This window comes from Kribbella sp. NPDC003557 (genome assembly GCF_040610805.1).
In the GTDB taxonomy this organism is placed as follows: domain Bacteria; phylum Actinomycetota; class Actinomycetes; order Propionibacteriales; family Kribbellaceae; genus Kribbella.
Genome location: NZ_JBEXMY010000004.1, coordinates 285,753 through 303,689, shown reverse-complemented (window position 1 = coordinate 303,689; position 17,937 = coordinate 285,753). Strand labels below are relative to the sequence as shown.

The window sequence follows — 17,937 nt, the reverse complement described above, 5'->3', positions numbered from 1 at the left end:
CGACAGGAGCTGAGATGAAACTTGGGATGGGACTGCCGACCTCCGGGGCCGGGACGAGCCCCGCGGTGATCGCCCGGGTGGCCGAGGAGGCCGAGCGGATCGGCCTGGACTCGATCTGGACGTTCGAGCGGCTGATGAGCCCGGTCGACGGCGCGATCGGCATCGGCAGCACCGAGCCGACGCTGCTCCCGGACAGCTACCGCAGCGTGTACGACCCGCTCGAGACGTTGGCGTACGTCGCCGCGCGCACCAGCACGATCACGTTGGGGACGAGTGTGCTCGACCTGCTGCTGCACAGCCCGATCGTGCTCGCGCGCCGGCTCGCGACGCTCGACCAGCTGTGCGGCGGCCGGCTGCTGGCCGGGGTCGGGGTCGGCTGGATGGTCGCCGAGTTCGAGGCGGCCGGCGTCCCGACCGAGCGGCGTGGGGCGCGGATGGAGGAGCACATCAGCGCGGTGCGCGCGGTCTGGGGCCCCGACCCGGTGACACACGACGGCGCGTTCTACAAGATCGCCTCGTCCTGGGTCGGCCCGAAACCGGCCGCTCCGGGCGGTGTCCGGCTGCTCGCCGGCGCGATGGCGCCGACGGCGATCGAGCGGGCCGGCCGGACGGGCGTCGGGCTGAACCTGATCATGATGACGTGGGAGATGTTCGACGGGGCGATCGCCACGTTCCGCACGGCGGCCGCGAAGGCGGGTCACGACCTGTCGACGCTGCCGGTCGTCGTGCGGGTGAACGGCGGGCTGAGCGCCTCGCCGGTCGACGACCGGGCGCCGCTGACCGGCAGCGTCGAGCAGGTGCTCGAGGATCTCGGCCGGCTCTCGGGGTCCGGCGCGGACCACGTCTTCTGGGACTCCGCCGAGGACGCCGACCAGCAGCTCGGTCTGCTGGCGGAGTTGCGCCGAACGATCTGACCACATACTGGCAAACGCTTACCCATGGCGTGCGGAAGCTGCCAGACTGACTGTCCATGGAGACGGCTCGGGTGATCAACGACAACGGTGCTTGGTGCTGGTTCCAGGACGAGCGGGCGGTGGTGGATCCGGACGGCGGTGTGCTGGTGGCCGGATCGATCGCGGCGCCGGAGGGGCCCGGGGGTGACGGCCGGGCGGGCAACGTCGAGCTGACCGTGGTGGACCTGCGGTCCGGCGCGGCCGACGTCGTCGTACTGCACGAGCGCTTCGAGGCCGACGACCACGACGTACCGGCGTTGTGGCGGCGCCGGGACGGGCGCTGGCTGGCGGTCTACACCAAACACAAGACCGACAACCTGACCCGGTGGCGGATCAGCGAGCCGGGTGATCCGCGCACGTGGGGCCCGGAGCAGACCTTCGACTGGAGCGAGTTCACCGGCGGCCGCGGCGTCACGTACTCCAATCTGCACGAGCTCGACGGCCGCCTGTACTGCTTCGCGAGAGCCGTCAACGACGACCCGTGCGCGCTGGTGTCCGACGACGAGGGCGACACCTGGACGTACGCCGGGAAGCTCTTCACCCGCCCCAAGGTCGGCTACGTCAACGGCTACACCCGCTACGTCTCGACGCCGGCGCGCGTCGACCTGATCACGACCGACCACCATCCACGCGACTACAACAACTCGATCTACCACGGCTACCTGGAAGCCGGCGCGCTGCACCGCGCCGACGGGACCGTCGTGGATCCCCACGCGCTCGACGCCGACGCGCCGTCGCAGGTGGAACTGACCACGCTCCTCGCCGCGGACTCGGTCTGGGACGGCGAGCCGATGACACACTGCTGGACGGTCGACATCCGCCGCGTCGGCGACGAGCTCGCGGCGATCCTGCTGGCCCGTCACGACGTGCCGGAGAAGCCGGAGGACGCGTTCGCGCGGGAGCATCCGGTGCCTGACCACCGATTCTTCTACGCACGCCTGACCGGCGGCACCTGGCAGGTCCGCCAGTTGGCCAAGGCCGGCCACGGTCTCCTCGTCCACGAGAACGACTACACGGGTCTGGTCGCCATCGACCCGTACGACCTCGACTCGCTGTACGCCTCGACGCCGATCGACCCACGCGACGGCAGCGCGCTGAAGCACCACGAGATCTTCCACGGCCGGACGACGGATGCCGGGGCCACCTGGACGTGGACGCCGGTGACCGAGAACTCGACCGTCGACAACCTCCGTCCGATCGTTGCCCCCGGCGACCCGGGCCGCGTCCCGCTGCTCTGGTTCCGCGGCGAGATGACCGCGTCCCAGCACTACGACTGCGAGGTCGTCCTGCTCGACCGGGTCAGGTGACGATCGCGTAGTCGCGGATCTTGCGGTAGATCGTCGCCCGCGACATGCCGAGCGCGGCCGCGGCGGCGGCCTTGTCGCCCGGGTGCGCGGCGAGCGCGTCCACGATCGCGTCCCGCTCGAGGGCCTCGAGCCGGGTCAGGTGCCGGCGTGTCGTCGCCCGGCACTCGGCGGGCAGGCCGTCGAGCTCCACGACACCCGACCGGCGCCGCCGTGCCACCTCGGCGAGCACCGTGCGCAGATGAGTCACGTTGCCGGGCCACGGCAGCCGCATCAGCTGGTTGATCGCGCCCTGGGACAGGGTCACGCCGGCGACTCCGGTCCGCGCGAGCAGGTGCGGTACGAGGGCCTGGACGTCGTCCAGGTGATGCCGCAGCGGCGGGACGGCGACCGTGCGCGGGAAGAACCGCAGGAGCTGGGTGTCGAGCTCGTCCCGCGCGCCGGACTGACCGGTGGCGACCGTCAGCGCGATCCACTGGTCCTCGGCCAGGCTGTCGCGGACGCCCTGGAAGACGTCGACGAGGGCGTGAATGGCTTCGGTGGACAGCCGGTGCGCGTGCCGGAGGATGAGATCCGAGCCTGACTCGAGCTCACTCGCGACGGCGTTGACGAGTCCGGGATCGTCCGCGTCGACGATCGCCAGGCGGTTGCCGGGCCGGGAGTAGTGGTGCACCGCGCGCAGCAGGGTCAGCTTGCCGGTGCCCGGCTCGCCTTCGGTGACGATCCACTCCGCCCGGCCGGCGGACTCGAGCACCTCCTGTGTGGTGTGCCGCCACAACGCGCTCGTACCGATCACACCTGGCAGCGTCGGCACCCGCGCCGAGCCGCCCGCGCTCTTGAGCCCGGCCCGCTGCTCGCGGACCTGGACGACGCCGCCGGCCAGCCTGTCGCCCAGGAAGGTCGGCTGGTACGCGAGCCGCGCGGTGATCCCGCTCGGCAGGTCGGCGATGAACGTGCACGGCCTGGTCCCGCCGCGGGCGTCGCGGGTGCGGTCGATCAGCGCGGCCTGGTCGACCGAGTCGAAGTGCGCCTGGGCGTGCGCGTTGATCATGAACACCTCGTCGCCGAGCGCGATGACCGATCCGCCGGAGTGCCGGCAGGCCGCGTAGTAGTCGCTCAGCAGCGCCTGGTCGAGCGCGTTCGCCTCCTCGACGATCCGCTCCTGGATCCGCCGGGCCGCGAGCTTGGCGAACGACAACAGCACCGCGTTCGAGTTCTGGGCCTGGGTGGTGATGTCGAGGACGCCGAGCTGCCCGCCGGTGACCGGGTGCGTGATCGGCGCGCCGGCACAGGCGAACCGGCGCAGGACACCGCTGTAGTGGTCCGGCCCGAGCACCAGGATCGGGCCGCCGACCTCGAGCGCGGTGCCGATCCCGTTCGTCCCCACCGCGGACTCGGCGTAGGTGAACCCGGGGGACAGGTCGACCGCGTCCAGGCGGCGGATCAGCGACGGATCGCCGCCGCGACGGTCCAGGACGATGCCTTTGGCGTCGGTGAGGATGATGCACACCGGCTCGTTGGTGAGCTCCGAGGCGAGCGCGTCGATGACCGGCCGGGCGGCGCGGGTGAGCGTGGTGTCGACGTCGATCCCGGCGAAGTACGCCGGTGACGGCTGGTCGGCGTCGACCAGCGACGCCTCCGAGCGCTGCCAGGACATCAGGATCGAGTCACGCACCGATCGGCTGGATGCCATCTGCAACCTCCTCGCGCCGAAGAACAGCCAGCGAACACTGCCCAAGGTAGTTCCGCAACAGTGTGACCGGTATCTCACATTGAGACAGCACCCCCTGCGCCGGACCGCTTTCATCTCTGCAATCAGCTCGCCTACGCAGGAGGCAGACAAATGAGCAGGCAGAGTCTCACCAAGGCGCACGCCAAGATCACCGAGCTCTCGTGGGAGCCGACGTTCGCGACCCCGGCGACCCGGTTCGGCACCGACTACACGTTCGAGAAGGCGCCGAAGAAGGACCCGCTGAAGCAGATCATGCGGTCGTACTTCCCGATGGAGGAGGAGAAGGACAACCGGGTGTACGGCGCCATGGACGGCGCCATCCGCGGCAACATGTTCCGCCAGGTCCAGCAGCGCTGGCTGGAGTGGCAGAAGCTGTTCCTGAGCATCATCCCGTTCCCGGAGATCTCCGCGGCGCGGGCGATGCCGATGGCCATCGACGCGGTCCCGAACCCGGAGATCCACAACGGGCTCGCGGTGCAGATGATCGACGAGGTCCGGCACTCGACGATCCAGATGAACCTGAAGAAGCTGTACATGAACAACTACATCGACCCGGCCGGTTTCGACATGACCGAGAAGGCGTTCGCGAACAACTACGCGGGCACCATCGGCCGGCAGTTCGGCGAGGGGTTCATCACCGGTGACGCGATCACCGCCGCGAACATCTACCTGACCGTGGTCGCCGAGACCGCGTTCACCAACACGCTGTTCGTCGCGATGCCGGACGAGGCGGCCGCGAACGGCGACTACCTGCTGCCGACCGTCTTCCACTCGGTGCAGTCCGACGAGTCGCGGCACATCAGCAACGGGTACTCGATCCTGCTGATGGCGCTCGCCGACGAACGCAACCGCCCGCTGCTCGAGCGCGACCTGCGCTACGCGTGGTGGAACAACCACTGTGTCGTGGACGCGGCCATCGGCACGTTCATCGAGTACGGCACGAAGGACCGCCGCAAGGATCGTGAGAGCTATGCGGAGATGTGGCGCCGCTGGATCTACGACGACTACTACCGCAGCTACCTGCTGCCGCTGGAGAAGTACGGGCTCACGATTCCGCACGACCTGGTCGAGGAAGCGTGGAACCGGATCACCACCAAGGGCTACGTGCACGAGGTGGCCCGGTTCTTCGCCACCGGCTGGCCGGTGAACTACTGGCGGATCGACGCGATGACGGACGCGGACTTCGAGTGGTTCGAGGGCAAGTACCCCGGCTGGTACTCGAAGTACGGCAAGTGGTGGGAGAACTACAACCGCCTCGCGTACCCGGGCCGGAACAAGCCGATCGCCTTCGAGGACGTCGGCTACCAGTACCCGCACCGTTGCTGGACCTGCATGGTGCCGGCGCTGATCCGCGAGGACATGGTGGTCGAGAAGGTCGACGACCAGTGGCGCACATACTGCTCGGAGACCTGCTACTGGACCGACGCGGTCGCCTTCCGCGGCGAGTACGACGGCCGGCCGACGCCGAACATGGGCCGCCTGACCGGATTCCGCGAGTGGGAGACCCTGCACCACGGCAAGGACCTGGCCGACATCGTCTCCGACCTCGGGTACGTCCGCGACGACGGCAAGACCCTGATCGGGCAGCCGCACCTCGACCTGGACCCGAAGAAGATGTGGACCCTCGACGACGTCCGCGGCAACACGTTCAACAGCCCGAACGTGCTGCTGAACGAGATGTCCGACGCCGACCGCGAGGCCCACGTCGCGGCGTACCGCGCCAACGGCACGAAGGTCGCCTGAGGACTGACCATGGCAGACAAGCACCGTATCCAGTTCGAGCCGGTCGGGATCGAGATGGAGGTCGACGAGGACGAGAAGATCCTCGACGCCGCGTTCCGGCAGGGCATCCACCTGATGCACGGCTGCCGCGAGGGGCAGTGCTCCGCCTGCAAGTCGTACCTGCTCGACGGTGACATCCAGATGGAGCGGTACTCGACGTTCGCCTGCAACGACGCCGAGGTCGCCGAGGGGTACGTGCTGCTGTGCAAGTCGCACGCGTTCAGCGACTGCACGATCGAGCTGCTCAACTTCGACGAGGACGAACTGCTCGGCGGCATCCCGATCCGGACCGTGACCACGACGGTCGCGGCGATCGAGCCGGTCACCCGGGACATCGTGTCGCTGCGGCTGACACCGGACGGGGAGTTCGACTTCAAGCCCGGGCAGTACGTCGACCTCACCATCCCCGGTACCGACGAGCACCGGTCGTTCTCGATGGCTACCACCCCCGCGAACGAGATCGAGTTCCTGATCAAGAAGTACCCGGGCGGCCGGTTCTCCGGGCTGCTCGACGACGGCCTCGCGGTCGGCGACGAGCTGTCGATGACCGGACCGTACGGCTCGTCGACGCTGAAGGACGGCCACGTGCTGCCGGTCGTCTGCATCGCCGGCGGTGCCGGGATGGCGCCGATCCTGTCCATCCTGCGGCACCTCGGCGCGACCGGCAGCACCCGTCCGGTCCGGTTCTACTACGGGGCCCGGACGGCGGCCGACCTGTTCTACCTGGACGCGATCCGCGAGCTGGGAGCGGCGCTGGCCGACTTCGAGTTCGTGGCCTGCCTGTCGGAGACCGCCGACGGGGCGTTCGAGACCGGCAATGTCACCGACGTGGTCGAGCGCCGCGAGCCGCAGCTCGGCAAGTGCGAGGCGTACCTGTGCGGCCCGCCGCCGATGGTCGACGCCGCGCTCGCGCTGCTCGACAACCACGGCGTACCGAAGGACCAGGTCTTCTACGACAAATTCACCAGCCCAGCTACTCAGGGAGTCTGAGATGACGCAGACCAAGCCACGCAGTTTCCCGAGGATCGAGTTCACCGACTCCGAGGCCGGCGCGCTGGAGTTCCCCAGCTCGACCAGCCGCAGCTACAACTACTACAAGCCGGCCAAGCTGCGCGCCACGATGTACGAGGACGTCACCGTCGACGTCCAGCCGGACCCGGACCGGCACCTGACGCAGGGCTGGATCTACGGCTTCGGCGACGGCCCGGGCGGCTACCCCAAGGAGTGGACGGCCGCGAAGTCGTCGAACTGGCACGCCTTCCTCGACCCGAACGAGGAGTGGAACCAGACCATCTACCGGAACAACTCCGCGGTCGTCCGGCAGGTCGACCTGTGCCTGCAGAACGCCAAGCGGGCCAGGGCGTACGACAGCTGGAACCCGGCCTGGCTGAAGTTCATCGAGCGCAACCTCGGCGCCTGGATGCACGCCGAGAACGGCCTGGCGCTGCACGTCTTCACCAGCATCCAGCGGTCCGGCCCGACGAACATGATCAACACCGCGGTCGCGGTCAACGCCGCGCACAAGATGCGGTTCGCGCAGGACCTGGCCCTGTTCAACCTCGACCTCGCCGAGGCCGACGTACCGTTCGACGGCAGCGCGCACAAGGAGGTCTGGAAGGACGCGCCCGAGTGGCAGCCGACCCGCGAGGTGGTCGAGCGGCTGACCGCCGTCGGCGACTGGTGCCAGCTGCTGTTCGCCACCAACATCGTGTTCGAGCAGCTGGTCGGCTCGCTGTTCCGGACCGAGCTCGTGATGCAGATCGCGGCCCGCAACGGCGACTACATCACGCCGACCATCGTCGGTACCGGCGAGCACGACTACGACCGCGACCTCGGCTACACCCGCAGCCTGTTCCGGCTGCTGACCCGCGACCCCGAGTTCGGCGAGGCCAACAAGGCGCTGTTCGGCGAGTGGCTCGCGCTCTGGGTGCCGCGGTGCCTCGACGCCGCGCACGCGCTGCAGCCGATCTGGTCGCAGCCGGCCGACAAGTCCGTCACGTTCGCGGTCAGCCTGGACGCGGCCAAGCAGAAGTTCCGTTCCCTGCTCGACGACCTCGGGCTCGACACTCCGAAGGAGCTGGACCAGTGAGCATGCAGTTCGGATCCGCCACCGAGTTCTCCAACAAGTGCGGTGTGACGCTGATGAACACGCCGATCGGCCGGGTGGTGGCCCGGGTGATGGGCGCCAAGGACGGCGTCGAGCTGACCGAGTACCCGTCGATGATCCGGGTCGACGGCACCGGCGTCCTCGACTTCGACTACGCCGAGCTGACCGACGCGCTCGGGTCGGAGTTCGACGGCTCGGTGTTCGAGGAGATCAGCTCGACGCACTACGGCCGGATGGTCCACCTCGACGAGCGGACGCTGCTGTTCGCGAGCCCGGAGGACGCCGCGGAGTACATCGGCTTCGACCTCACCGTCCACTAGGAGACGCGCATGTACAGCAAGGACGGCGAGAACTACTTCGTGGTCGACGCGCACATCGCCCTGTGGGACGGGCGGGCGTCGAACCACAAGAACATCCACGGCAAGCAGTTCATCGACTGCTTCTACGACTACCACAAGAACCTCAGCCCGGAAGAGGTCCTGTGGGACTACGACACCTACACGTACTACGGCGGCCAGCGGCTGATGAAGGACCTGTTCGACGACGGCTACGTCGACCACGCGATCTTCCAGCCGGCGATCCTCGGTGAGTTCTACACGAACGGGTTCGGGCAGACCGAGGAGGCCTTCGGACTGGCGCAGGAGCATCCGGACAAGCTGACGTACAACCACGCCTACGATCCGCGCAACGGGGAAGCGGGCCTGGAGCAACTCCGCCGGGACGCGGAGCGGATGAACCTGAAGGGCGTCAAGCTCTACACCGCCGAGTGGCACGGTGACTCGCGCGGCTACAAGCTCGACGACCCGTGGTCGCGGCGGTACCTCGAGGAGTGTCTCGAGCTCGGGATCCACAACATCCACATCCACAAGGGCCCCACGATCCGGCCGCTGGACCGGGACGCGTTCGACGTCGCCGACATCGACAAGGTCGCGACCGACTACCTCGACCTGAACTTCGTCGTCGAGCACGTCGGCCTGCCCCGGCTGGAGGACTTCTGCTGGATCGCCACCCAGGAGTCCAACGTGTACGGCGGGCTGGCGGTGGCGATGCCGTTCATCCACACCCGGCCGAAGTACTTCGCCCAGATCATCGGGGAGCTGCTCTACTGGATCGGCGAGGACAAGATCTTCTTCTCCAGCGACTACGCGCTGTGGACGCCGAAGTGGCTGGTGGAGAAGTTCGTCGACTTCCAGATCCCCGAGGACCTGACCGAGTACGCGCCGATCACCACGGCGCAGAAGAAGAAGATCCTCGGCCTCAACGCGGCCAAGCTGTACGACCTGGACGTACCGGCTGAACTGCGGTTGCCTACCGAAGCCGGCGACGCGACCGTCGAGGTCGCGGCGGGCGCCCGGCCATGATCGCGGTCGCCGGCACCGCGACGTCACTGTCCGACAGGGTCCTGGCGGCCCTGTCGGACGTGACGGACCCCGAGCTGGACGAGCCGATCACCGACCTCGGTTTCGTCCGCTCGGTCCGGATCGAGAACAGCCGCGTGACCGTGCACCTGCGGTTGCCGACGTCGTTCTGCTCGCCGAACTTCGCCTACCTGATGGCGTCCGACGCGGTCGACGCCCTGCGCCGGGTCGAGGGCCTGCGCGGGGTCGAGGTGCAGCTGGACGACCACCACGACTCGGACAAGATCAACGCCGGCCTGGCCGCGGACGCCGGGTACGTCGGCACCTTCGGCGTCGAGGCGGAGGAGAGCCTGGAGGACCTGCGGCGGATCTTCCGGGAGAAGGCGCACACGGCGGCGATGGAACGGTGCGCCGAGCACCTGCTCAGGACCACCGATGTGACGGTGGACGATCTGCACCTGGTCACGCTCGCCGACGTACCGGAAGGCGCGCACAAGGACGCCTTGCTCCGGCGCCGGGCCGCGGTCGGGCTCGGCACGGACCCGGGCGGCCTGCTGGTCGTGGACGAGACCGGTGCGGCACTCGCGGCCGCGGACGTCCCGCTCAGGCTGCGGTTCGCGAAGTCGGTGCGGATCTCGATGGAAGGCAACGCGCACTTCTGCCGTGGACTGCTGGCGACGAGATATGGGAGCACACCATGAGAGCGGTTCAAGTGGTCGGGTATCACACCGACCTCCAGCTCGGCGACCTACCGGAGCCGAAGATCGAGGGCCCGCTCGACGTGATCGTGCGGGTCGGCGGGGCGGGGGTGTGCCGGACCGATCTGCACATCCTCGAAGGACAGTGGGCCGAGAAGTCCGGCGTCGCGCTGCCGTACACGATCGGGCACGAGAACGCCGGCTGGGTGCACGCGACCGGCGACGCCGTGACGAACGTGAAGCCCGGCGACAAGGTGATCCTGCACCCGCTGATCACCTGCGGGCTCTGCCGGGCCTGCCGGCGCGGCGACGACGTGCACTGCGAGAACAGCAGCTTCCCGGGGATCGACACCAACGGCGGGTACGCCGAGTACCTCCGCACGACCGCCCGCAGCGTGGTCCGGATCGACGACAGCCTCGAACCCGCCGACGTCGCGGCGCTCGCGGACGCGGGGCTGACGGCGTACCACGCGGTGCGCAAGGCCGCGCGGGCGCTGCACCCGGGCGACGTCTGCCTGATGATCGGGGCCGGCGGTCTCGGGCACATCGGGATCCAGGTGCTGAAGGCGATCTCGGCGGCCACGCTGGTCGTCGTCGACCGCAACCCGGCCGCGGTCGAGCTGGCGATCTCGATCGGCGCCGACCACGGAATCGTTGCCGACGGCACCCAGGTGCAGCAGGTCCTGGAGCTCACCGGCGGCCGCGGCGCCGAGGCGGTGATCGACTTCGTCGGCGAGGGCGGCTCCACCGCGGAGGGCGTGGCGATGCTGCGCCGGGCCGGCAACTACTTCGTCGTCGGCTACGGCGAGAACCTCGACGTCCCGACGATCGACATCATCTCGACCGAGATCAACTTCGTCGGCAACCTGGTCGGCTCCTACACCGACCTGCAGGAGCTGATGGTTCTCGCCGCGCAGGGCAAGGTCACCCTGCACACCAGCAAGTACCCGCTCGCCGACTTCCAGCGGGCGATCGACGACCTCGACCGCGGCCTGGTCCGCGGCCGGGCGATTCTCATCCCATAACCCGAAGGGCGGCCCGACGATGGCCAAGGAACTGCGGTTCGACGAGGAAGCACGACGGCTGCTCGAGTCCGGGGTGAACGCCCTGGCCGACGCGGTGAAGGTGACGCTGGGGCCGAAGGGCCGCAACGCGGTCCTGGAGAAGCTCACCGGGCCGCCGACGATCACCAACGACGGGGTGACGATCGCCCGTGAGATCCAGCTGCGCGAACCGTTCGCGAACATGGGCGCCCAGCTGGTCAAGGAAGTCGCGATGAAGACCAACGGCGTGGTCGGCGACGGGACGACGACCGCGACGGTGCTCGCCCAGGCGATGGTCCGCGAAGGGCTGCGGGCCGTCGACGCGGGCGCCAACCCGATGCGGGTCCGCCGCGGCATCGAGCAGACCGTACCGGTCGTGGTGGCGACGCTGCGGTCCTGGGCGGCCGAGGTCGGCGGCGGGCAGGACCTGCGGCACATCGCGACGATGGCCGCCGGTGACGACGAGTCGATCGGCGAGGTGATCGCGACCGCCGTCGAGCGGGTCGGGCGCACCGGGGTCGTCACCACCGAGGAGTCCGACGAGCTCGGGATGTCGGTCGAGGTCGTCGACGGCATCGAGTTCGACCACGGCTACACGTCGGCGTACATGGTCACCGACAAGGAGCGGATGGAGGCCGTTCACGAGCGGCCGGTCGTGCTGCTCACCAACCGGAAGATCAGCCAGGTGCAGGACATCATGCCGACGGTCGAGGTGGCCAAGCGGGCCGACCGGCCGCTGGTGGTGCTCGCCGAGGACGTCACCGGCCCGGCGCTGCAGTTCCTGGTCGGCGGCAACATGCACGGCACCATGCGGTCGGTGGTCGTCCGGGCGCCCGGGTTCGGGCACCGCCGGATCGCCGAGCTGGAGGATCTCGCGGTGGCGCTCGGCGGCCACGTGATCGCCCAGGACACCGGGCTCGAGCTGGCCGAGGTGGCGATGGAGCACCTCGGGACGTGCGACCGGATCACGATCAGCGAGGCGAGTACGACGATCGTCGGCGGGCACGGTGACCCGGCGCTGGTCGAGGCGCGGTTGCGGCAGCTCGAGACCCAGTTCGAGCGGGCCCGGATCGATGCCGACCGGGACAGCCTGCAGCTGCGGATGGCGCGGCTGTCCGGGCGGGTGGCGGTGATCCGCGTCGGCGGCGCGACGAGCGTCGAGCTCAAGGAGCGGATGCTGCGGGTCGAGGACTCGCTGGCGGCCACCCGCGCGGCGGTCGAGGAGGGCGTCGTGGCCGGCGGCGGTACAGCGCTCGTCCAGGCGCAGGAGGCGGTGTCGCGGGTCGAGCTCACCGGTGACGACGCGATCGGCCGCGAGGTCGTCCGTCGCGCGCTGCCCGAGCCGCTGCGGTGGATCGCGATCAACGCCGGGTACGACGGCGACGAGGTCGTCGCGAAGGTCGCGAGCCTGCCGCTGGGCCACGGGTTCAACGCGCTGACCGGGCACTACGACGACATGTTCGACGAAGGCGTGATGGACCCGCTGAAGGTCACCCGCGCGGCGCTGGAGAGTGCGGCGTCGATCGCGGCGCTGCTGATCACCACCGAGACCGCGGTGGTCGAAGAGGTCCTCACGCACCCGGGCGCGATCCTGGCTCCCGGCTTCGGTGACCTGGCCGAGGGCATGGTGCGGCCCTCGAACATCTACTGAGATGCACACCTCCGAGCCGACCGCGGCGCAGCTGGCCGCGGCGGCCCGGACGTTCAGCCTGCTGGTGCCGCCCGTCCGGCTGCACCTGGTCTGGCTCGCCGCCCGGGGGGAGCACGACGTAGGTACCCTGGCGGCCCAGGCCGGCGTACCGATCGCCACCGCCAGCCAGCACCTCGCCAAGCTCCGCATCGCCGGCCTGATCAAGGTCCGCCGCCACGGCCGGCAGCACTTCTACACGGTCGACGACCCGCACATCAGCACCCTCGTCGACCAGATGTTCGACCACGTCGACAATAGATAGTAACGATCGGTACCATCAGTCCATGGTGGTTCCGGTACGGCGGTTGTGGGTCGCGGTCTTGTGCGGGTATCTCGCGTTCGGGGCGGCGCTGCAGGTGTTGCCGGCCGACGTGCCGGACCGGTACGGCGGTGGGGCTCTGGCGAGTGCGACCGCGATCGGGATCGCGTTCCTCGCGACGGCCTGCGGACGGCCGTTCGCGGGGTGGCTCGCGGACGCGGGGTGGTCGCGGCCGGTCGTCCTGGCCGGGGGAGTGCTGGCGGCGATCGGTGGCTTCGGGCAACTGCTGGCGCCGGATCTTGGGGTGCTGCTGGTCGCGCGGCTGGTGATGGGCGCGGGGGAGGCGGCGCTGTTCTCGGCCGCGTTGCCGTGGGTGCTGTCGGGTGTGCGACCGGCGCAGCGTGGCCGGCTGGCGGGTTGGTTCGGACTGTCGATGTGGGGTGGGTTGGCGGGCGGGCCGGTCATCGCGTCCGCGATCATGGCGCCGGCGTTCGGTGGCGCCCCGGCAGGTGCGGTCTGGTGGGTGGTTGTCGGGTTGTCCCTGGCGTCGGCGGTGCTGGTGCTGACCACCCGTCGCGACTCCGGCCCGGTCGAACCGCTGGTCCGGATCCGCGGGGTCCGGGATCTGGTGCCGCCCGGCGTTCCTTTGCCTGGGGCAATCATCGGGCTGGCGGCGTACTGCTACGGCACCGTGGCCGCGCTGCTGGTGTTGCGACTGCGGGCGGATGCGATCGGCGTCGACGGCAGTGCGCTGGCGGTGTTCGCCGGAGCTTTCCTGGTGGTGCGGTTCGCCGGCAGCCCGCTGGTCGATCGATTCGGCGGGCGCGTGGTCGCTACCTGGACTGTTGCGGTGGAGATCGTCGCGCTGGCCGGGATCGCGCTGGCTCGCAGTCCTGTCGGAGCGCTGGTGTTCGTCGCGTCGGCCGGGGTCGGGCTGGCGCTGATCTACCCGGCGTGTGTGTCGATGACCTTGGATCGCGTGCGCGGGCTGCGTCCCGGTGTGTCGATGGGAGTGATGACGTCGTTCTGGGATCTCGGGGTGCTGGTCGCGGGTCCGTTCGGCGGGCTCGTCGCCGAGCGGGCCGGGTTCCGCGCGGCCTTCCTGGTGGCCGCCGGGGCGGGAGTCGTGTGCGTCGCCGTCCTGCTCAGAATGCCGCGTCCAGCAGGGTCTCGACGATGACCCGGGCCTCCGTGCCCAGTCCGGGATCCTGGTCCACCGCGCTGATCAGCGTCGCACCTTCGAGTACGACGACCAGCTGCCGCGCCGTGGTCCTGGGGTCCAGGGCTCCGGCCTCGGACAACAGTCGCTCGAACAGGTCGCGGTAGAAGGCGAGATGGTCCTGCGCGAGCCGCCGTGGCGCCCCGTCCTGCCCGCGGTCCTCGGTGGCGGCGTTCATCATGGCGCAACCGCGGAACCCGGCCTCGGCGTACCACGTCGCGACCAGGTCGAACACCGCGAGGATCCGGTCCCGGCCGGGCGCCGCCGCCTCGACGGCCTGGTCGTGCCAGGCGCGGACCCGGTGCGTGCGGTCGGTGAGAACGGCCTCGACCAGTCCCTCCTTGGAGCCGAAGTTCCGGTAGATGGTGAGCTTGGACGCGCCGGCCGCCTCGACGATGTCGCTGATCCCGGTCGCGTGGATCCCGCGCCGGCCGAACACGTCCGCCGCCGCCTTCAGGATCCGGGCCTTCGTCGCCTCCGGGTCCAGCCGTTCCCCAGCCTTGACCGGCATCGCGTCACCACCTCCGGGGTCCACCTTACCGAGCTGGACCAAGTTAAGAACGATCGGTACCATCATCGTTCATGTGGACAGCAGCGGGTTTCGAGGACGTGGCCGAGGCTTTCGGGCAGAACTTCACCGAGCGCGGCGAGGTGGGCGCGGCGTTCGCGGCGTACCACCGGGGTGAGCTCGTGGTCGACCTGTGGGGAGGTACGGCGGACCCGGACACCGGCCGGGCCTGGGATCGCGACACCGTGCACCTGATGTTCTCCGGCACGAAGGGCCTCACCAGCGCGTGCGTCCTGCTGCTGATGCAGCGCGGGCAGCTCCGGCTGGACGATCCGCTCGCCCGCTACTGGCCGGAGTTCGGTGCTCAGGGCAAGGAAGCGGTCACGATCGCCGAGGTGCTCTCCCACCAGGCGCGGTTGCCGTGGGTCGAGGCCGGGTACGCCGATCTGCTCGACCACGAGGCGATGGCGGCACACCTGGCCGCGCAGCCTCCGGCGACGGATGCCCGTGCCGGGTTCATGTATCACGCCGTCACGTGGGGCTGGTTGCTGGACGAGCTGGTGCGCCGGGTGGACGGGCGGACCGTCGGCCGGTTCTTCGCGGACGAGTTCGCGCGGCCGCTCGGACTCGAGGTGTGGATCGGGCTTCCCGAGGAACTGCACGGCCGGGCCGCGACGATGGTGGCGCCGGACGGCGTCCTCGTCGACGGGCCGTGGACCGAGCTGAACCGGCCGAATCCGCTGTGGATCCCGGGCTCGGAGAAGATCTGGAACAGCCCCGAGTACCGTACCGCCGGCTTGGCCGCGGTCGGCGGGTACGCCACGGCCCGCGGGATGGCCCGGTTCTACGCGTCGCTGGTCGGCGACGTGGAAGGGTCCCGCGTCCTGACCCCGGAGACCGTCGAACTCGGGCGCCGGGAGATCCGGCGCGGGACCGAGCCGACCTGGGGGAGCCCGATGAGGTACGGCGCGGGCTTCGAACTGCAGACCGGCGACGGCCGGATGGGCGACGCCCCCGACGCCTTCGGCCACGCCGGAGCCGGCGGCTCGCGACACGGCGCCTGGCCGCGCCGCGAGATCGCCTTCTCCTACTTGATGAACCAGGTGCGCATCGGCCCCGACGAACGCCCGGCTGTGTTGCTCGAGGGGCTCAGTCGAGGTAGTCGCGCCACGGGCCGGTGATGGCCAGGGTGATGCCCGGGGTCTGGATGTTGACGAAGAGGACCTTGCCGTCGGCGGAGAACGTCGGGCCGGTGAACTCGGAGTCGTTCAGCATGTTGCGGGCGATGGCGTACGTCGGGCCGCCGGGCGTCGCGCTCAGGACGTGGCTCGCGGCCTGGCCGTCCTCGGCGAGGATCAGCGAGCCCCACGGCGTCACGGTGACGTTGTCCGGACCGTCGAAGTTGAGGTCCTGGAACTTCGACGTGAGCGAGTTCGCGGCGGCGTTCTCCGGGAAGTACGTGACCAGCTGGATGGTCCGCTCGGCGTAGTTGTAGAACCAGACCATGCCGTCGTGCGGGACCGCGTCGGCGGGCAGGTCGGCGGTGCCGGACTCGGCGTACGAGTTCACGACGTACACGCCCTGCTCGGTGCCGAAGACGCCCTCGAACTTCTTGCCGCGGGTGATCTGGCCGTCGGTGAACTGCTTGCGCACCGAGGTCGTCGCGCCGTCGCGGTCCGGCACCGGCACCCACGCGACCCGGAACGGGCGCAGCAGCTGCGCCGAGGTCAGGTACGCGACGTCCGGGATCGGCTTGCCGTCGTCACCGAGGATGGCGAGCGCCTCCAGGGTGCCGAAGTCCTTGTTCTGCAGGTCCTTCCAGCTGCTCGGGCCGAGCTTGTAGCCGCGCGGCGCGGACCAGCGGTAGAAGGTGCCGTTCGGGCCGGAGGCGTCCTCGGACAGGTAGATGTGGGTCCGGTCCTCGTCGATCGCGAGCGCCTCGTGGGCGTACCGGCCGAGCGCCTTCAGCGGCACCGGGTGCGCGGTCTTGCCGTCGCTCCAGACCTCGAAGACGTAGCCGTGGTCCTTCAGCCGGGTGGTGCCGTTGGCCTTGTTCTCGGTCTCCTCGCACGTCATCCAGGTGCCCCACGGCGTCGGGCCGCCGGCGCAGTTGGTCAGGGTGCCGGAGATGCCGACCCACTCACCGCGGTTGGTGCCGTCGCGGTCGACGCTGATCACCGTGCAGCCGCCGGCAGCGCCGACGCCGCTGTCGTACACGGTGCCCGGGATCTGCGGCACGCCGAGGGCGCTGTCGGCGCTGATCTCGTGGTTCTGGATCAGCAGGTACTTGTTCCCGGTGCTGAACACCGCGGTCCCGTCGTGCGCGTTCGGTGTCGCCTGCCCGCTGGCGAGCTTGGTCTCGCCGGCCTGGGTGACGATCTTGTACCGGAAGCCGGGCGGCAGCGCGAGGATGCCCTTCGGGTCGTCCAGCAGCGGCGGGAACGGCTTGTGCTGAGGGAACGGCGAACGGTCGCCGTGCGAGGCCGGCGCGGCCTCGGCGAGCGTCGGGACGGCCCCGACGGTGGTGAACCCGACCCCGGCGGCACCGGCGGCGGCGCCGCGGAGGACGGAACGACGATCGACTGACATGGGTCTGACTCCTTGGAAAAGGCGGTTCCCGAGCAGTCGAGATACTTCACGCCGTGGACTGACGCACGGCAAACAGAACTTGAACAAACGATCCGCAACGAATCGTCCCGGCCGGACGTCTACTGTGGGAGGTGATGGTGATGCGCAGTGTGACGACCGTGGCAGGCCCTGTGGTCGGCAGGGTGGTGGGCATGGTGGTGGGCATGGTGGCGGCAGCCGTGCTTCTGGTTGCATGTGGCAATGAAGCCCCGACAGGAGGACAACCGTCGATGACCCCGAGCAGCAGTAGCAGCAGTAGCGGTTCCGCATCCGCTAGCCCGGGTCGCGGTGTCGCCGACCAGGCGAAGGCCGACCTCGTGAAGCGGCTCGGTGTCGCGGCCGCCGACGTCACCGTGGTCAGCTCGGAGGACGTGACCTGGCCGGACGGCAGCCTCGGCTGCCCGGAGCCGGGTATGCACTACACCCAGGCCCTGGTGCCCGGGAACCGGACCGTGCTGGAGGCCGGCGGCAAGCAGTACCACTACCACTCCGGCGGCCACCGGGCGCCGTTCCTTTGTGAGCAGCCGCAGCCGCCCGCTCGTTGAAAACTTTCCTGAATGCGGGGTGTATCAACCCGCACCGAGGGTGACTCCGCAGAAATGGGGGCAAGCCCTCGGGCCGTCGCAGGGGGGAGGACGGGACGAGGGCGCGCAGAG

General features: G+C 69.6%; 17 protein-coding genes. 14 read left to right on the top strand and 3 right to left on the bottom strand.

Translation table 11 applies throughout. The annotated features are described in order from the left end of the window. Positions 1 to 14 precede the first annotated feature (14 nt). A complete protein-coding gene (locus ABZW60_RS17990) occupies positions 15 to 914 on the top strand; it encodes a TIGR03619 family F420-dependent LLM class oxidoreductase (protein ID WP_355478100.1) in 900 nt (299 codons plus the stop codon). A 56-nt stretch (positions 915 to 970) separates the two neighbouring features. After that, positions 971 to 2,260, top strand: coding sequence for a BNR-4 repeat-containing protein (locus ABZW60_RS17985; protein WP_355478098.1), 1,290 nt, complete (start codon positions 971 to 973; stop codon positions 2,258 to 2,260). On the opposite strand, the gene ABZW60_RS17980 is transcribed toward ABZW60_RS17985, so the two are convergent. Then, on the bottom strand, positions 2,253 to 3,950 hold the full coding sequence (locus ABZW60_RS17980; RefSeq protein WP_355478096.1) for a helix-turn-helix domain-containing protein: 1,698 nt from the start codon (positions 3,948 to 3,950) through the stop codon (positions 2,253 to 2,255). The two genes, ABZW60_RS17985 and ABZW60_RS17980, sit on opposite strands and share 8 nt — an antisense overlap. Positions 3,951 to 4,100: 150 nt before the next feature. Between ABZW60_RS17980 and ABZW60_RS17975 the strand changes: the two genes are divergently transcribed. From ABZW60_RS17975 to ABZW60_RS17930, 10 genes are read left to right on the top strand one after another with little or no spacing between them, the layout of a single operon-like run. Beyond that, the gene (locus tag ABZW60_RS17975; protein WP_355478094.1) at positions 4,101 to 5,732 is read left to right on the top strand and encodes a hypothetical protein; all 1,632 of its coding nucleotides are present in this window, start codon (positions 4,101 to 4,103) and stop codon (positions 5,730 to 5,732) included. Positions 5,733 to 5,741: 9 nt separating this feature from the next. Next, positions 5,742 to 6,761: a 2Fe-2S iron-sulfur cluster-binding protein gene (locus ABZW60_RS17970; protein WP_355478092.1), complete on the top strand. Its 1,020-nt coding sequence runs from the start codon at positions 5,742 to 5,744 to the stop codon at positions 6,759 to 6,761. Between the two features lies 1 nt (position 6,762). Then, positions 6,763 to 7,860: an aromatic/alkene monooxygenase hydroxylase subunit beta gene (locus tag ABZW60_RS17965; protein WP_355478090.1), complete on the top strand. Its 1,098-nt coding sequence runs from the start codon at positions 6,763 to 6,765 to the stop codon at positions 7,858 to 7,860. A gap of 2 nt (positions 7,861 to 7,862) precedes the next feature. Beyond that, complete coding sequence (mimD, locus tag ABZW60_RS17960) at positions 7,863 to 8,198, top strand: propane 2-monooxygenase effector subunit MimD (protein ID WP_355479050.1); 336 nt, start codon at positions 7,863 to 7,865, stop codon at positions 8,196 to 8,198. Positions 8,199 to 8,207: 9 nt separating this feature from the next. Continuing rightward, positions 8,208 to 9,239 (top strand): amidohydrolase family protein, encoded by a 1,032-nt coding sequence (locus ABZW60_RS17955; protein ID WP_355478088.1) that lies wholly within the window; start codon positions 8,208 to 8,210, stop codon positions 9,237 to 9,239. Beyond that, on the top strand, positions 9,236 to 9,937 hold the full coding sequence (locus ABZW60_RS17950) for an iron-sulfur cluster assembly protein (protein ID WP_355478086.1): 702 nt from the start codon (positions 9,236 to 9,238) through the stop codon (positions 9,935 to 9,937). Before ABZW60_RS17955 ends, ABZW60_RS17950 begins: the two co-directional genes overlap by 4 nt. Continuing rightward, on the top strand, positions 9,934 to 10,959 hold the full coding sequence (locus ABZW60_RS17945) for an NAD(P)-dependent alcohol dehydrogenase (protein ID WP_355478084.1): 1,026 nt from the start codon (positions 9,934 to 9,936) through the stop codon (positions 10,957 to 10,959). Before ABZW60_RS17950 ends, ABZW60_RS17945 begins: the two co-directional genes overlap by 4 nt. A gap of 19 nt (positions 10,960 to 10,978) precedes the next feature. Further along, positions 10,979 to 12,628 carry a chaperonin GroEL gene (gene groL, locus ABZW60_RS17940; RefSeq protein WP_355478082.1) on the top strand — a complete coding sequence of 550 codons (1,650 nt, stop codon included), beginning with the start codon at positions 10,979 to 10,981 and terminating at the stop codon, positions 12,626 to 12,628. A gap of 1 nt (position 12,629) precedes the next feature. Next, entirely contained in the window at positions 12,630 to 12,929 is a 300-nt protein-coding gene (locus ABZW60_RS17935) for a metalloregulator ArsR/SmtB family transcription factor (protein ID WP_355478080.1), read from the top strand. Between the two features lie 22 nt (positions 12,930 to 12,951). Next, the gene (locus ABZW60_RS17930; protein WP_355478078.1) at positions 12,952 to 14,106 is read left to right on the top strand and encodes an MFS transporter; all 1,155 of its coding nucleotides are present in this window, start codon (positions 12,952 to 12,954) and stop codon (positions 14,104 to 14,106) included. Here the strand turns inward: ABZW60_RS17930 and ABZW60_RS17925 are convergent. After that, complete coding sequence (locus ABZW60_RS17925; RefSeq protein ID WP_355478076.1) at positions 14,072 to 14,656, bottom strand: TetR/AcrR family transcriptional regulator; 585 nt, start codon at positions 14,654 to 14,656, stop codon at positions 14,072 to 14,074. The genes ABZW60_RS17930 and ABZW60_RS17925 overlap by 35 nt on opposite strands. A 71-nt stretch (positions 14,657 to 14,727) precedes the next feature. Between ABZW60_RS17925 and ABZW60_RS17920 the strand changes: the two genes are divergently transcribed. Then, positions 14,728 to 15,834, top strand: coding sequence for a serine hydrolase domain-containing protein (locus ABZW60_RS17920; RefSeq protein ID WP_355478074.1), 1,107 nt, complete (start codon positions 14,728 to 14,730; stop codon positions 15,832 to 15,834). Here the strand turns inward: ABZW60_RS17920 and ABZW60_RS17915 are convergent. Beyond that, the gene (locus ABZW60_RS17915) at positions 15,803 to 17,242 is read right to left on the bottom strand and encodes an alkaline phosphatase PhoX (protein ID WP_355478073.1); all 1,440 of its coding nucleotides are present in this window, start codon (positions 17,240 to 17,242) and stop codon (positions 15,803 to 15,805) included. The two genes, ABZW60_RS17920 and ABZW60_RS17915, sit on opposite strands and share 32 nt — an antisense overlap. Before the next feature lie 269 nt (positions 17,243 to 17,511). Here ABZW60_RS17915 and ABZW60_RS17910 point away from each other — a divergent pair, with 269 nt between their 5' ends. Continuing rightward, positions 17,512 to 17,826 (top strand): hypothetical protein, encoded by a 315-nt coding sequence (locus tag ABZW60_RS17910; RefSeq protein ID WP_355478071.1) that lies wholly within the window; start codon positions 17,512 to 17,514, stop codon positions 17,824 to 17,826. The last annotated feature ends 111 nt before the right edge of the window (positions 17,827 to 17,937 follow it).

Coding starts and splice junctions, on each gene's coding strand:
- ABZW60_RS17950 (WP_355478086.1), top strand. CDS start 9,236: ATGATCGCGGTCGCCGGCACCGCGACGTCACTGTCCGACAGGGTCCTG.
- ABZW60_RS17925 (WP_355478076.1), bottom strand. CDS start 14,656: ATGCCGGTCAAGGCTGGGGAACGGCTGGACCCGGAGGCGACGAAGGCC.
- ABZW60_RS17965 (WP_355478090.1), top strand. CDS start 6,763: ATGACGCAGACCAAGCCACGCAGTTTCCCGAGGATCGAGTTCACCGAC.
- ABZW60_RS17930 (WP_355478078.1), top strand. CDS start 12,952: ATGGTGGTTCCGGTACGGCGGTTGTGGGTCGCGGTCTTGTGCGGGTAT.
- ABZW60_RS17935 (WP_355478080.1), top strand. CDS start 12,630: ATGCACACCTCCGAGCCGACCGCGGCGCAGCTGGCCGCGGCGGCCCGG.
- ABZW60_RS17945 (WP_355478084.1), top strand. CDS start 9,934: ATGAGAGCGGTTCAAGTGGTCGGGTATCACACCGACCTCCAGCTCGGC.
- ABZW60_RS17955 (WP_355478088.1), top strand. CDS start 8,208: ATGTACAGCAAGGACGGCGAGAACTACTTCGTGGTCGACGCGCACATC.
- ABZW60_RS17915 (WP_355478073.1), bottom strand. CDS start 17,242: ATGTCAGTCGATCGTCGTTCCGTCCTCCGCGGCGCCGCCGCCGGTGCC.
- ABZW60_RS17975 (WP_355478094.1), top strand. CDS start 4,101: ATGAGCAGGCAGAGTCTCACCAAGGCGCACGCCAAGATCACCGAGCTC.
- ABZW60_RS17920 (WP_355478074.1), top strand. CDS start 14,728: ATGTGGACAGCAGCGGGTTTCGAGGACGTGGCCGAGGCTTTCGGGCAG.
- ABZW60_RS17990 (WP_355478100.1), top strand. CDS start 15: ATGAAACTTGGGATGGGACTGCCGACCTCCGGGGCCGGGACGAGCCCC.
- mimD (WP_355479050.1), top strand. CDS start 7,863: ATGCAGTTCGGATCCGCCACCGAGTTCTCCAACAAGTGCGGTGTGACG.
- ABZW60_RS17985 (WP_355478098.1), top strand. CDS start 971: ATGGAGACGGCTCGGGTGATCAACGACAACGGTGCTTGGTGCTGGTTC.
- ABZW60_RS17970 (WP_355478092.1), top strand. CDS start 5,742: ATGGCAGACAAGCACCGTATCCAGTTCGAGCCGGTCGGGATCGAGATG.
- ABZW60_RS17980 (WP_355478096.1), bottom strand. CDS start 3,950: ATGGCATCCAGCCGATCGGTGCGTGACTCGATCCTGATGTCCTGGCAG.
- ABZW60_RS17910 (WP_355478071.1), top strand. CDS start 17,512: ATGACCCCGAGCAGCAGTAGCAGCAGTAGCGGTTCCGCATCCGCTAGC.
- groL (WP_355478082.1), top strand. CDS start 10,979: ATGGCCAAGGAACTGCGGTTCGACGAGGAAGCACGACGGCTGCTCGAG.